The sequence below is a fragment of the Paenibacillus sp. YAE3 genome (assembly GCF_057546105.1).
The window spans coordinates 156,976-172,003 of sequence record NZ_BAAIYF010000011.1; the positions used below are offsets into that span (position 1 = coordinate 156,976).

Sequence of the window (15,028 nt, forward strand, 5' to 3'; positions counted from 1 at the left end):
AGGGTGTCCTCGTTTGAGAATTGGAGAGTTCGCGGAGCTGAACCAGGTGACCACCAAAATGCTCCGCCACTACGACGAAATCGGATTGCTTAAGCCTGCGGCCATTGACCCCGGGACAGGCTATCGATCCTATGCATCGGAGCAATCTCGTCTATTGAATTGGATTATGATTCTGAAAAATCTCGATTTTTCCCTGAAAGAAATCAAGGAATTTGTAAGCGGCCCCATCGAGAGCACGTTCGTCGTTCAACAATTGATCCGCAAACGCATCGAGATTTCCGCAGCGTTGAATGAACAAATCCAGAAGAAAACGGCCATTGATCGCCTTATAACCATCATCGAAAAGGAAGGATTCGAAATGAACAAGGAAATCGATTTGCAGAATATAGGACCGGCGGATGTGCATGAAATCAAGAAGAACATGCCCAATATGGAAACGTTTCTTGAAGCGGCGGCCCGCATTGTTGCGCTTTGTTCGGACGATGACCATCTCTCGGTTTTCCGGTTTGACATCAGCCACTTCAAATCAATTAATGACGATTACGGTTTCGAAGTCGGGGACAACGTCATTGTCGCCTGCTATAACATGATTGAATCCAACGTGAAAAAGTACATACCGCATGCGACCATTGGCCGCGCGCACGGCGATGAATTCATTGTTTTCGCCCAAGCTGGCAAGGACTTGACCACCCTCACCGCGCAACAGATCATCAACGATATGAAAGGTTTTGATTTTGCCTCGATCGGTTGTCCGAAGCAGGTGGGGTGTTATATCGGAGGTCTGGCCGGACCGTTCAAAAACCGCGCGAATATTCGGCACATCATCGAGGATTCGATCGAAGCGATTAACCGCGCAAGGCGAAACGGACCCAACTCGTTTGCGATCGAAGCTTACGGCGTCTAATAGCGCTCTATGATGCTCCGCCCTTATCTTTCAAGGCTTAACCGAATCTTTCTAAGGATCCAGAGCGAAACGATAACCACCGGATGTAGGCGATGCCTTTTCTCCCGGTGGTTTTTCTTGTTGTACTGCGCCTGCTTTAACCTTCCGTCGATGCCAACGTCTGCCCCCTGCTTTTATTTTCAGCTGAAGCCGCGCCTCCTCACCCGCCCGTTTCCTTCGTTTGCCCCGCCTTCGGGATGCTCCGCCGAAATTCATTCGGGGTGATCCCGTATTCCTTTTTGAAGACGCGGTAAAAGGACCTTAAACTGTTGAATCCGGACTCAAACGCGATCTCCGTGACCGGATGCATGGTCGACCGCAGCAGCATGTGGGCATACGCCGCCCGTTGGCCGTTGAGGTAATCGCGGAAGGAAATGCGAAACTGTTCCGAGAAGAGGCGGGAAATGAGAAACTTGCCGATGCAAAGCTCCCTGGAGAGCGTGTCCAGCGTGATCGGCTCCAAAAAATGAATGTCGATGTAAGCGAGGATTTTTTGGACGATGTCCATGTTCTTCGTGTAATCGACTTTTTGCAGGGACAACAACGGCAACACATGCCCCAGCAGCACGGAAGCGTAGGCCTTAAGCAGACGAGGGTCGCAGGATTCGGCGTATAGCCCGTACATGGTTTCCAGGGTGCTTATAACGACCGGATGTTTCGGGACGACGGGGTTGTCCGGAATCGAATGAAGCAAATCCCCCGTGTAGTCGCCCGGAAACGAGGCATCGAAAAAGATGAGCAGAATCCGGCTGTGCTCGATCGTTTTGTAGCTGTGAGGCTGATTGGGAAAAATGATCGCCATGTCTCCCTCGGACAAGATATACTCCCGCTGACCGATGCCGATATGGATTTCGCCGGACAAAACCAATGCGATTTCCACGTTTTTATGCAAATGAAGGGGATACGTGTTATTGGTGGACACAAACGAATGAAACTGCTGGTCGCGATGCTGGTATTTGAGTTTCATGGTTAACCCTCCGTGTCGGCATGGATGTCCTAAGCAGTGGAGTCTGCGTGATGTCGATATAAAAAACATAATACGGACCGGACGCGCCGCACAAGAAGCGGGAGCAATATTTGGCACAAAAAAGATTCGTTTTTGGCAGGTAAAACCATTTCAAAAGATTTAAAGTAATAGCAAGCAGCAAGCTGCCCGATGAGAGAAAAAGCAAACAAAAACCAAGCTTAACGACAAACATTCAAGCGAAGGGAGGAAGTATAACGGGATCGCCATCGAACGGTAAGGATGCATCCAGGTTATACGGCAAACGCATGAAATGGAAGAGCAAAGGATTCAAGAGAGTCACGGCCGTCGTTTCGAGTTTTGTGGTAGCGCTTTCACTTGTAGAGGTACAGATTGCTGATGCGGATTCGGCGCAGGCGGCCGGGAAAAAGCCGGTTGTGGGCACCCCCCTCCCCGCTTTTCCGGGCGCGGAAGGCGGCGGAGCGTATACTACCGGCGGCCGGGGCGGCGACGTTTACATCGTGACGACACTCGAAGATTACGGCCTCAACGAACAGCCTGTCCCGGGATCGCTTCGGTACGGGATTTTAACGACGCCGAAAGAAGGACGCACGATTGTTTTTAACGTATCCGGCACGATCGAGCTGGAAAGCTCCTTGAAATTCAAGAACATCAAAAACCTGACCATCGCCGGACAAACCGCGCCGGGCAACGGCATTACGATCGCCGGCTGGGATACCGACATCAGCAATTCGGAAAACATCATCATCCGCTATATCGCCTTCCGCCCGGGGGCCACCAATGTCTTTAACGGCAGCGATTCGATGGATGCGCTCTGGGGACGGGACAACAACCAGTTTATCATCGACCATTGCTCCTTCAGCTGGAATACGGATGAAACCTTGTCGCTGTACAGAGGCGAAAACGGCACGGTTCAGTGGTCCATCATCTCGGAGAGCCTCACCTTATCCGGCCATTCCAAAGGCAGACACGGCTACGGCGGCATCGCCGGCGGGGACAAAACGACGTTCCATCACAACCTGTACGCCAACCATACGTCGCGGAATCCCAGACTCGGCGGCGGCTACGCCGGAGCGGCGGACGCCGACCATACGGCGGTAGTCCAGTTCTCCAACAACGTGATCTATAACTGGGGGTTTAACGGCACGTACGGCGGAGGATTCACCTTCACGAACTATATGAACAATATCCAAATTGCCGGCCCGGGCACCAGGGATAACGTCACCGACCGGGTCATCGATGCGGGCGAATCCAAAAAGCTTGGCGGCTTCTATATCGCAGGCAACCGGATTAACGGCAAACTTACGGGCTACCTCGACGGATCGTCGGCGAATGTCAAAAGCTCCGGCGACGACAGCGGGGACCAAAAGACGACCTTTGCGGACAAACCGTACCTTTCCGCGGACAGCACGGGAGCCAACCACGGGGTGACCAACCCGGCGTTTGACGATTACGTGCAGCGCAGCGTGGTAAAAGCAAACGAGCCGCTGCTGAGAGACATTTTGCAGAAGGCCGGAGCCACCTATCCGCGCCGCGACGCCATCGACGCAAGAATCGTCGCGGAAGTGGAGCAAGGACTGGGAAGATACATCAACACCGAAAACGAGGTCGGCGGGTATGTCTCGGACTTTGGCGTCGTGGAAGAGCAGCGGCCGGCGGATTTTGATTCCAATCTCAACGGCATCGACGACGAGTGGGAAAAGAAACATAAGATCTGGGGCGTCAAAGATGCCTATAAAACCGTGACCGACAACGGCTACACCTGGCTCGAGCTATATCTCAACGGCCTGGTCGACATGGATCATGCCGCCGAAAACCCCGAAGCGAAACTGTTAGCGCCCGAGAATAACGCGCAATTCGCTTTGGGAGAAGCCGTACCGGTGAAGATCAAAACTTCCTCCAAATTCGGGCATAAAATCGAGAAGGTAGCCGTGTACAACGGTTCCGAGTACCTTGGAGACGCCGTCAAAAGCGGAGGACAATATGTCTTTACCATCAAAGACCTGAAAGATGCCTCCTACCATATCTCGGCAAAAGTCACGGACTCGGAAGGAAACGCCACCCAAACCACGGCATCCGACATTCACGTCAATACCGATTCCCGAACGCTGACGGGCGCAGGGTGGGCTTCGGCCGACGTCGGCCATCCGGACGTTCAAGGCACCGGCAGCCTCGTTGACGGCGTGATCACCGTCAAAGGCAACGGAAAGCTGGGGACAAGCGAAGGCAGCACGAAATCATCGCCCGAAGCCGACGCTGCCAAGGACGACTTCCATTTCGTCTATAAGGAAATGACCGGAGACATGGAAATCACCGCGAAACTGGAGGCCATCGGCTCGGTCGACAATCATGCCTTCACGGGTCTGATGATCCGCGAGGATCTGACGGAGGACAGCGCCGCCGCAGCCCTGGGTCTGTCTTGGGTGAAGTTGTCCAAAGCGACGAGCTGGTCCGCTTATTTGGCGGGAAGAGACAAAAAAGGCGCAGGCTTCGACGCCTTGGACGAAAGTCTGGACAGCGCCGCTGCGGCCGCAAAGGCCGGCGTCCAGCTGATCCCGGACATTCCGTTCAAGATCGGCGGCGTGGAGCAAGGCTATTGGCTTAAGCTGGGCCGTAAAGGCGACACGTTCTATGCTTACGGTTCGACCGACGGCAAGGCATGGACAAAAATCGGCGAAAGAACGATCGCGATGAACGATTCGGTATACGTCGGTTTTGCCGTCGACAGCAATGACGTTGCCAACGATATCGAGCAGCTGAACTATGCCAAGTTCTCCAACGTCCATATAGAAAATCGCTTTGAACCGGTCGCCGACTAGGTTCTGGGGAAAAGCGTTGCCCACGGGCAAATTTTAAAATGGATTCCGGATCATCGTTAACCGCCTTCCTGGAAGGCGGTTAACTTCGTTTATTTCATGCAATGTTCTCCACTTCAATACATACGCCAATCGACGGCGTTTCCGGCGCTTCCTTTTTGAACGCAAAAATCGGAACAGGGACATGCTTAACGCAGGTCCCCATTCTCCTAGTTGTGACGTGCTCGATCGAGCCATTTTCCATTTAATTTTGACGCCGCAAAAGCCGCAATCCCTGGGCAATGACGCCGAAAATCGGTTCCTTTTTCGCCTCGTCGATTTGCGCCAAAGGGCAGAGGGACCGGAAGCTATTCACCAATCGGTTCCTTACAAACGGGTTATTTTGCAGCACGCCCCCCTGCAAAATTACGGTAAACGGCGCGGCAGCCATGCCGAGTCTGTCCATAACCGACCTTGCCCCCAGAAACAGCTCATCTGCCGCCGTCTCCAGAATCAAGCGCGCAGCCTCGTCCCCCTCCTGTTCCGCTTCCCCGGCGAGCAAGGCGAGTTCGGCCGTTTTGTCCACGCTGTACTCGGAGGAGTACGCCCAGTTGAACAACTCCTCTTCATTCCGCAGCCCCAGATGCCGAAGCAGCTTGCCGGTTAACGCCGTAGGGACGCCCCTTCCGTCGAATCCGCGCAAAGCGGCACGGATCGCCTGTTGGCCGATCCAATACCCGCTGCCTTCGTCGCCGACACGGTGGCCCCAGCCGCCTGCCCGCGCGCTTTGGCCATGATCGTTGATTCCGTGCACGATCGAACCGGTACCGGCGATCACGAGGATGCCGGGCGCCCCGCCCGTGGCCCCAAGCAAGGCGGCCACGCCGTCATTCTCCACGACGACGCGGTCCGCCGTCACTCGGGTGCGGGCGAGGGCTTCCCTCACCATCCCTTCGATCACTTCCCGATCATGCCCGGTATCCAGGCCGGCTACGCCAAATACCGCGCAGGCCACGTCAAGCGGCCCGTCTTCCGCGATGTCGGCCCTTTCCTTCCGGGCAGAAGATGCCGATGCGGCACCGGGCTCAAGCGGCGCTTCTCCTCTTTCGGCGGCCGACGCAGCCAACTGCCGCTTGGCCTCCCGGATCGCCCGCGTCAGCTCCAGCGCCGCCGCTTCCCTTCCCGTTCCCTGGTAGTTGCAGGAACCCGCTCTCCCGCTCGCCAGCATCCGACCCTCCCTATCCGCGAACACGGCCAGACATTTCGTCCCTCCGCCGTCCAAGGCCAGCAGAGGGACTCTTGCTGCCATCATGAGCCGCCGCCCCAACCGGCCAGCGTTCGGTCAAGCTCCGCAAGCGCTCCTTCGACCCGGCTACGGGCTGCAGCCAGCCACTGCTCCTGACTCTGCTGGCTTGTTTTCCGCGCAGCGATGGCACGCCGGATTTCCGCCGGAGAAGGTCCTCCCGGCAATGTCCGGATATCCACGAAATGAACCGGATCCAGCGCCAACCGCAGCTCCTCCGCAGTCAGCGACAGCTTCCGGCCAATGACCTGAAGGGCAATCTCGTTGACAAGCTCCAGCGTAATTTCGCTTGCCGCCAGCCCCGCGGCGACGGAACGTTTTACCACTTGGCTCACGATATGATGGGCATTGCGGAAGGACAGACGGTCGGTGCGGACCAGCGTATCCGCCAGTTCGGTCACCGTTGCGAAGCTGGCTTCGGCCCGCTTCCGGAGAACCTCTTTGTTGACGTCGATCGTCCCGATGACGCATGAGAGCAGGCGGTACATCCGGTCCAACACCTTGAGCGCCTTCCAGGCGTAAGGCTGCATGTCGTCTTCGGTATCGACGATGTCGCCGAACGGCGTGTTGTGCATCATGGTCAGCACCGTTTGGGCATTGCCCACGCAGCTGGACAAAAGCGCGCGCATATGTTCGAACGAAACCGGGTTCCGTTTTTGCGGCATAATGGAGCTGATCTGCACATAGGGGTCCGCGACGCGCAGCATGCCGAACTCCTGGGTGCACCACAGCAGAAAATCCTGCGACGATCGGCCCAAATTAATGGCCGCCAATTGCACGGCCGTCATGATTTCGCCGATGTAATCGGCCCCGCCGATCGCATCGTAGGAGTTATAGATCAGCTCGTCAAAGCCAAGCAGCTCCTGCATCCGCTCCCGGCTGATGGCAAAACCGGAAGTGGTCAGCGCCGCCGCCCCCATGCTGCTCCGGTTGCAATTGGCATAAGCCGCCTGCATCCGGCGGAAATCGCGGTCGAGCGAGTCCGTCATCGCCAGGATATAATGGGCGAGCGTCGTCGGCTGCGCCTGCTGCGTATGGGTATACCCGATCATGACCGTATCGGCATGCTCCTCGGCAAACGCAAGGAGCTGGCTCTTCAGCTCCAGAGCGCCGCGAAGCGTTACGAGCATGTTCTCCCGCAGCACGATCCGGTAAATCGCGATGCCCATATCGTTGCGGCTGCGGGCCAAATGCAGATTGTCCGCGATGTCACCGGCCGCCGCATGCAATTGATGCTCGACCTGGAAAAACAAATCCTCGAATTGTCCGGTATATTCGGCTTGGCGAAGCTTCTCCAGATCGAGGCCGCGAATCGCCGCCGCAATTTGCCCCGCTTCTTCTTCGGTAACCAGTCCCTGTTCTTTCAGCATGATGAGATGCGCCTTGTTGATCGCCATCATCGGCGCCAGCAGACTGGTTTTCGCTTCGTCAAACGCAGGCGCGAGCACGACTTCCGTATAAGTGCGGCCTGGAAAAAGCTTGCCTTCCTCCTCCAAAATTTGTTCCCGATTCCTCATGTTGTTCAGATCCTTTCCGTTAATGATCTTGTGATTTTAAACTCATTATTTCAGGCTCAAAACCGAAGCCTTGATATTATGCGGTTGACCGCTACGGTTCCGGATCGTTCTTCCGATCGCTGCCCGCCTCCAAATTTCTATGATTTCACTTTCCACAAAGGTAGAAATTCGGAGACAGCTTATGCTTCCGATGCTAGCTTTTCTTCGAAAAGCTTTCAGGCGAACGCAGCATATGCTTCCGAAGTAGCTTTTTTTCAAAAAGCTTTTAGCTTCGTAAGAATCGATTCCGGCCCCTCCGCTACTTCGCTTATTTTCAAGTGCTTATTGTCATGTCGAGTCTTATTTCAATTCGTTATAAAATTAAATCGCGTTCGAATCCTGCCCTATGTACCTTCTCGCGACTTACTGCGAACCTGTCATCCCATTAGCCAGAAGGAGAGGGCACGACGCAAAGCGGTTTGGCTTTACGACGCGCCCGGCCTACCTTTTAGCCGACTTCTTTACTTCCTCGCCCAAATTCCCGCTCGGGTGTTACATCTTAGGAGCAGCAACCCCGGCTGGCGCCGCACCACCTTGTTTCAGGCTGATCATGTTCACGAACATCCGGATCGAACCCGGCACAAGGCTTGGCATTTCGCGGTACCAAACAAGAGAACTGTACGTGTAAGTACCTTTGCCGTAGTCAGCCGTCAGGAACGTGCCGGTAAATTCTTTTTCGCCAGGATCTCCGTTCGAGATCAGCTCCGTATACTCCTTGCCCCATTCGGACGGGTTGTACGCGGAGCGGTCCTGAATCCAATTTTGCCAGTCGGCGTCCGTAATTTTGTTCGGCGTGTTAAAGATCGGATGCTCCGGCGCCAGCACCGTGACCTTGGAATTTTCGTCCGTGACGCGCCACTGGATCAGCGGCTGACCGATCTTGATCGGATACGGGGCCAAATCCGGCGACCATTTGTCCTCCGGCTTGTGGTATTGGACCACCAGGTTGCCGCCGTTTTTGGCATAATCGAGCAGACGCTGGTTGCTTGGAATCAGCTCCGGACGGAAGGCATAAGCCCGGATGCCGAGCACGATCGTGTCGTATTGCGACAGATCGCCGAACTGGATCGTTTTGGCGTCCAGATTCGTTACGTTGACACCCACTTGACGCAGTACCTGATCGATGTTGTCGAATCCGCTGGACACATATCCGACCTTCAGTCCTTGCGGCACCTTCAGATCAAACGCCTGGACGGCAAGGTTGGCCGGTTTGACGTAGTAGGTTTTGCCGATATGCGGGTACTGGATCACCTGCACCGTTCTGCTGCTGTCTGACGTGCCGTCGTTTGCTATGGCCGCCAGGTTGTAACTTCCCGCTTTGACACTCGCCGGTGCCTTGACCGTAAACTCGGCCGTTTTGGTCTCGTATTTGGCCGCGAAGCTCAATTCCTGCACCGCTGGCTCTGCGGTCCAGCCTTCCGGCGTTTTCAGCGAAACCTTGGTTTTTTCCGCACCTTGCGCATAATTCGTCGCCGTAACCTTCACCGATATCGGCTCCTCCGGCTTCAGCGTATTCAGCACCGCCGCTTCCGGGCTCAGCGACAACGCCACCGGCGGCAGCACCGCTACCGCATTGTCCGGAATGGCATGCAGCGACGTTTCCGTACCGAACGCTTCATACCGGATATCCGCGGAAATTAGCGGAAGGGCATAAGGATTAAAGTCCTCCGCCTGCTTGGGAACCGTGACGGTAAACTCCGTTTGGACCGTCTGATTTTTGGCAAGTTGATCGAAGCGGTCCGCCCCGGACGCCTTCGCGGTCCAGCCTTCCGGCACATTCAGCTTCAGATGGACTTGGCGGATGTCCACCTCGCCGCCGTTAAAAGCGGTCACCGTCACTTTCGTGGTTTGCCCCGGAATCAGCTCGCCGGTCTCGGGTTTCACCTTTACCACGGTGGATGTCGCTTCCTGGCTGGCCTTATCAAGCTGCTTCACCTTCACGGCCAGCCGGTGCAGCAGATCGCTTTTCGCCGTTTGCTCCAAGGACGACGACTTTACCAGCTCGACGGCAGTGTTGACGTCCGTTTTCATCTCATGGACTTCGCGGGCCACCTTCGCAAATGATGGATAAGCGGCAATGACTTCGTTTGCATCCTGCTGCAGCGTTTTCAGCTGCTTGACGACCTTGTTGTCCTTTCCTTTTACATCCAGCTCTTGCGCCAAATCCTCGAACGTGAAGGCAATCCCGCCAAAAAACGACGTTTCCGGCTTGCCGCCGGCTTTTTTGCCGTCCGCCGATTCCTGCAGCTTGTAATACGCCGTTCCTTGGCCTTCGTCGATGTGTCTTCCCATGCCTTGGCTCTTGTGCATATACCGCGATTCTTCGCCCAGCTGGGCATACGAAGCGCCGTACAGCTCGCTATATTCGTTTACCGGCAGGGAAACGTCATAATCTTTATCCGAGGCCGGCACATACAGCTTTTTCGGCTGCCATGGCTGGAGCCCTTCCTTGATCTGCTCAGGGAAAACCTGCGGATTGCCTGCATCCTTAAACGCCCGTACGGTCAGGACATTCACGGCGCGGTGATGACCGTGCGTCGAAGGTTCGTTCAGGAAGGCCGGAATGAGCACGTCCGGACGTTTCTCCCGGATTTGGCGGATCAGCCGTTCATAAGCGACGTCTTCGCCCCATTTGGCGAGCGTTTCATCCGGGCTTTTGGAGAAGCCGAAATCATAGATCGGGTCGCTCAGCTTTTGGCTCAAGTTCGCCAGCGTAACGTTGGTGATCTTGGACGCTTCCTGCAGCTCCCGGGTGCGGATGATGCCGAGGGCGTTGCCGAGCTCGCTTCCGATTTCGTTTTGCCCGCCTTCTCCGCGATTGGCGATGACGCTGTAGGTATCCACGCCGAGTCCCAAAGAAAGATACGCCAGCGTCGCGCTGTGCTCGTCATCCGGGTGAGCTCCCGTATTCATCGCGCTTGCGATAGTAGTAAGCGGCTTGATCGCCTTCCATAAATCAACCACCCCTCTGTCTGCAGCCGCTTTTGGGGGACCGGCTTGAAAAGCCATCGTTCCGGCCAGCACCAGACTGAGCGAAGCCGCCACCCATTTTTTCGTCCTGCGTTTTGCGCTGATTTGATTCAATTCGCATCTCCTCCATCAAGCGTAGTTGTGGCTCGCACCGGCAAACGCCGGCGCCCGCCTGTATCATTATCGCGGGAGGCCCGGATGGAATGCAGGGCGTCCGCGTAATGAAAGAGTGCCGTCCGTGCCGTTTTAACTCCAAGAAAAAAATCTATCGTCAAATGGCAGACCCGGCATTGCCGCCGGTCAGCTTGCGGGAAACATAAAGAACCAGAATAATCATCACGATTTGCAGCACGCCGTAAGCGCAGGCGGTACCGAACTCGAACGCGTACATCCGCTGGAAGATTTCGACGGAGATCGGCGTCGTCTTGTTCGTGTACAGCAGGATCGAAGCGACAAACTCGCCGATGCCTTCCACCAGAGCCAGCAGCGTGCCGGCAAGGATGCCGCTCAGCGCCATCGGAAATACGACGCGGCGGAACGCATACCACCAGGATGCCCCCAAATTGCGGGCCGCTTCCTCCACGGAGCGGTCGGTTTGCATCAGCGTCGACGAAGTCGAGCGGAAGATCAGCGGCAAATGCCGCACAAAATAGGCGAGCGGCAAAATCCAGAAGCTGCCGATCAGCACCTGCCCGAAAGAGAATGCGTTCGGCTCGCTGAATGCCGTAATCAGGTTGACGGCGACCACCGTGCCGGGAAGCGCCCAAGGGAGCATGATCAAAATATCGAGCAGCGTCTTGCCTTTGAATTTCATGCGCACAACTGCGTATGCCGCCGCAACGCCAAACAGCAGGTTGCCGATCGTCGCCGCGATGCTGATCTTGAAGCTGTTGGCGATCGGGCGCCACGTTTTGCTGTCGGTGAACAAATCCTTAAAATGATCCAGCGTATAAGACGGCGGCAGAACCTGGGTCGTCCATTTCCCGTCTTCCGAAAAAGCGAGCAGCACGATGACGAGAATCGGCAGCATGAGCACCAGCACCCCAAGGAAGGACAACACCATCGCGGTGTTTCTGCCGGCTTTGCTTTTCACCTCGGTCCGATGAACGCTGATGCCCTTGCTCATGTTTTGGTAGTTCCGGGCGCCCTGATACCATCTCATCAAAACGAGGAACAGGATGGACACGACCGACAGCAGCGTCGATTGCGTCGAAGCCATGTCCAGGTCGCCGTTGGTGCGCGACAGGTAAATCTGCATCGTCATCGTCCGTTCGATCCCGAAAATAAGCGGCGCGGTATACGACGCCATCGAAATCATAAAGACGAGCAGCGATGCCGCAACGATGGCCGGCGTCAGCATCGGCAGAATCACCCGGCGCCAGACCGTGAACCGGTTCGCTCCCAGGTTGGCCGCAGCCTCCTCCAGCGACGGATCAAGTCCCCGGATCGCAGACGATGCGGTCATATAAAAATAGGTGTACATCGTAAACGTATGAACCACAAGCACGCCCCAAATGCCCTTTAGGGTAAAAGGCGGCTTTTCCAAATGCAGCAAATGCTGCAATCCGCGCGGGATTATGCCGCTCGAACCGTACAAAAACTCAAACGAAAGCACCCCGATCAGCGGCGGCAAAGCCATCGGCACAAGGACAAGCACCGAAAGCAGCTTGCGTCCCGGGAACTCGTACCTTTCCAGCAGGAATGCCATCCCTACCCCGACGATGCCGCAGGTGATCACGCTTAGCACCGAGATGTACACGCTCGTCCAAAGCGCCTCCAAATTGGCCGTATGTTCGAGGCTAAAAAACCGGGAGTAGTTTTGGAGCGAAAAGCTGCCGTCCGTCTTGACGCTTTGCAGGAAGGTCTGGAAAAAAGGATAGATGACATACCCCAGAAGAATCAGGAATAACGGCGCGATCAGCACGTACACAAAATGCGGCGATGTCGTCACCGAATTCCAGCGGCTGACCGGACGAATGGTTGGCGGTGTCAATTGAGGTTCCGGTTTGCTCATTTTTTCGGCTCACCCCTTATCCCAAAAAATAAATGCTGTCCCGAGCTACGGCAAACCAAACGTCCTCATCCCGGTTCCGCATCCGGTGCCCTTGCCCGACGAACATCGCCTTCACGGACAGCGGACCGGCCTGCGCGATATAATTGACGCTGATGCCGGTGAACTCCGACAGCAGCACTTTGGCCGCCATCGTATTCGCTTCGCCGCGTTCCGACGGGCCGGCTTCCCGGATCGCTTCGGGCCGTACCGACAGCGTTACTTTCTGCCCCGCCTCCAGCTTGCATTCAGGCGAAGCGTTTTCGGCAAGGCCGGTCAGCAGCAAATCCGGCGTTACGCGAACGTCGACCGTGCCGCCTTCGAGCCGTTCCACCGTTCCCTCCCACAGATTCGACTCGCCGATGAACGAAGCGACGAAACGGTTGGCCGGACGGTTGTAAATTTCATGCGGGGTACCGATCTGCTGCACGACGCCGTCTTTCATGACCATGATGCGGTCCGACATCGACATCGCTTCCGATTGGTCGTGCGTGACGTAGATCGTCGTGATGCCGAGCTCCAGCTGGAGCCTTTTGATCTCCTGCCTCGTTTCTTCGCGCAGCTTAGCATCCAGATTGGACAAGGGCTCATCGAGCAGGAGAATATTCGGTTCGATCACCAAAGCTCGCGCCAGCGCTACCCGCTGCTGCTGTCCGCCCGACAATTGGTCGATGCGGCGCTGGCCGTAACCGTCCAGGTGCACAAGCTTTTGAGCCCGGGTTACTTTGTCGTGAATCTCCGCCTTTCCCTGTTTACGGACTTGGAGACCGAAAGCAATATTCTCAAACACGGTCATGTGCGGGAACAACGCATAGTTCTGGAACACCATCCCCGTATTGCGTTTATTCGGCGGCATGTGGGTGACGTTTTGCTCGCCAAACAGGATGCGCCCGGCGTTTGGATAATAAAAGCCGGCAATCATGCGCAATGTCGTCGTTTTGCCGCAGCCGCTCGGACCCAAAAAGGTAAAAAACTCGCCCGGCTTGATATGTACGTCCACATTCTCCACACCTTTGGCTGCGCCAAAGGTTTTGCTGACGCGATCCAGCGTCACTCCGATCATAATGAATCCTCCTTCAGTCATTCTCTGTAAGATGCAGTTAGGAATTGTTAGGGGCGTACCGAATGGCCGGGCGGGGTTGCCCCCGCCAGCACCGCCGTCCCTGGCCGGCCCTTCATTCCATCCATATCGGCCCCCCATGATGGTCCGGATGGAGCCAATTTCGATTCGGCTGTTACTTTCCGCCTTTGCCTTTGATGTTTTCATCCCAATATTGCATCCACTCTTTCTCTTTCTCCGCAAGAACCTGCCAGTCCAGATCCAGCGGCTTGGCATCCAGCTTTTTGTACCAGTCCGGGAACTCGCTTTTGTCGACGTCGGTCCGGGTTGGGATCTGGAACAGCTTATCCGCCTTCTCCTTCAGCTGGTCCTTATCGAAGAGGAAATCGAAGAACTTCTTGGCGGCATCCATATTTTTGGCGCCTTTGACGATTCCGACCCCGTCGACCAAAATCGGCGCGCCACTCGCCGGATAAATATAATCAAAAGGCTGCTTCTGCAGTTCCTTCTGGATCAGAATGTCCTGTAGATTCCAAAGCGACAGCGTTCCTTCCTGCCGGGCAAGCTTCAAGTAAAGCTGGGTCGGATCCTGGGTATATTCTTTCGTGTTCGCATCGAGCTTTTTGAGCCATTCGTAACCTTTCTCCGGATTTGCGGGATCTTGGCGGTAAATCATTGCATCGTAGATCGTCCGCATCGTCCCGGAAGCCATGACGCCCCGGATCAAAATTTGATCCTTCCATTTCGGGTCGAGCAGATCGTCCCAATCCTTCGGCGCATCAGCTTCCTTGATCGCTTCGGAATTGTACATGATGACCTCGGGCAGGAGCATCTCGCCGTACCAGCGGTCCTGCGCGTCTTTGTATTCGGCCGGCACGCTGTCCGCGAAGCTTGGTTTGTACGATTCCAGCAGTCCTTCATTGGCCGCGGTAATAAAAGAGGACTGCGTTCCGCCCCACCAGAAGTCGGCCTGCGGATTCGCTTTCTCGCCGCGGACCCGCTCCATGATCTGCTGGGCGCCCATCGTCATCACTTCGACGTCGATATCCGGGTTCTGTTCCTCAAACTTCGGCAGGATCTGCTCCACGACGTTTTTGTCGCGGGCGGTATAGATGACCAGCTTCTGGGAACCTTTCTTGCCGCTGTCTCCGCCGGAGGCTGCCGGTTGCTCCTTTTCTCCCCCGCCGCAAGCCGTCAGACCGACCGTCATCGCCAGCGCCACTCCTAACATGCCAAGCTTCGACCATTTCTTTTTCATGATTCGGATTCCCCCTGATTTTTAGATTTCATACTGAAATTAGTTCTTGATATGATGCGTGTTGACCGCTACGGCTCCGGATCGTTCTTCCGATCACTGTCGCTTCTT

General features: G+C 55.7%; 9 protein-coding genes. 1 reads left to right on the forward strand and 8 read right to left on the reverse strand.

Going from position 1 to position 15,028, the window contains the following annotated elements; translation table 11 throughout:
• Positions 1-13 precede the first annotated feature (13 nt).
• The gene (locus AC27KL_RS20965; protein ID WP_487170919.1) at positions 14-904 is read left to right on the forward strand and encodes a diguanylate cyclase domain-containing protein; all 891 of its coding nucleotides are present in this window, start codon (positions 14-16) and stop codon (positions 902-904) included.
• 199 nt (positions 905-1,103) lie between these two features.
• Here the strand turns inward: AC27KL_RS20965 and AC27KL_RS20970 are convergent, their stop codons facing one another.
• The 8 genes from AC27KL_RS20970 to AC27KL_RS21005 form a co-directional block, all read right to left on the reverse strand.
• Positions 1,104-1,910 carry a helix-turn-helix domain-containing protein gene (locus tag AC27KL_RS20970; protein WP_487170920.1) on the reverse strand — a complete coding sequence of 269 codons (807 nt, stop codon included), beginning with the start codon at positions 1,908-1,910 and terminating at the stop codon, positions 1,104-1,106.
• Between the two features lie 2,365 nt (positions 1,911-4,275).
• Positions 4,276-4,323 (reverse strand): hypothetical protein, encoded by a 48-nt coding sequence (locus tag AC27KL_RS20975; protein ID WP_487170973.1) that lies wholly within the window; start codon positions 4,321-4,323, stop codon positions 4,276-4,278.
• Positions 4,324-4,988: 665 nt separating this feature from the next.
• Positions 4,989-6,035 (reverse strand): BadF/BadG/BcrA/BcrD ATPase family protein, encoded by a 1,047-nt coding sequence (locus AC27KL_RS20980; protein WP_487170921.1) that lies wholly within the window; start codon positions 6,033-6,035, stop codon positions 4,989-4,991.
• Entirely contained in the window at positions 6,032-7,543 is a 1,512-nt protein-coding gene (gene argH, locus AC27KL_RS20985) for an argininosuccinate lyase (protein WP_036711369.1), read from the reverse strand. Before argH ends, AC27KL_RS20980 begins: the two co-directional genes overlap by 4 nt.
• A gap of 531 nt (positions 7,544-8,074) precedes the next feature.
• The gene (locus tag AC27KL_RS20990) at positions 8,075-10,591 is read right to left on the reverse strand and encodes an NEW3 domain-containing protein (RefSeq protein ID WP_487170974.1); all 2,517 of its coding nucleotides are present in this window, start codon (positions 10,589-10,591) and stop codon (positions 8,075-8,077) included.
• A gap of 232 nt (positions 10,592-10,823) precedes the next feature.
• Positions 10,824-12,566 (reverse strand): ABC transporter permease, encoded by a 1,743-nt coding sequence (locus AC27KL_RS20995; protein ID WP_487170922.1) that lies wholly within the window; start codon positions 12,564-12,566, stop codon positions 10,824-10,826.
• Positions 12,567-12,582: 16 nt separating this feature from the next.
• Positions 12,583-13,665 carry an ABC transporter ATP-binding protein gene (locus AC27KL_RS21000; RefSeq protein ID WP_487170923.1) on the reverse strand — a complete coding sequence of 361 codons (1,083 nt, stop codon included), beginning with the start codon at positions 13,663-13,665 and terminating at the stop codon, positions 12,583-12,585.
• A 172-nt stretch (positions 13,666-13,837) separates the two neighbouring features.
• Complete coding sequence (locus AC27KL_RS21005; RefSeq protein ID WP_339323519.1) at positions 13,838-14,920, reverse strand: extracellular solute-binding protein; 1,083 nt, start codon at positions 14,918-14,920, stop codon at positions 13,838-13,840.
• Positions 14,921-15,028 lie beyond the last annotated feature (108 nt).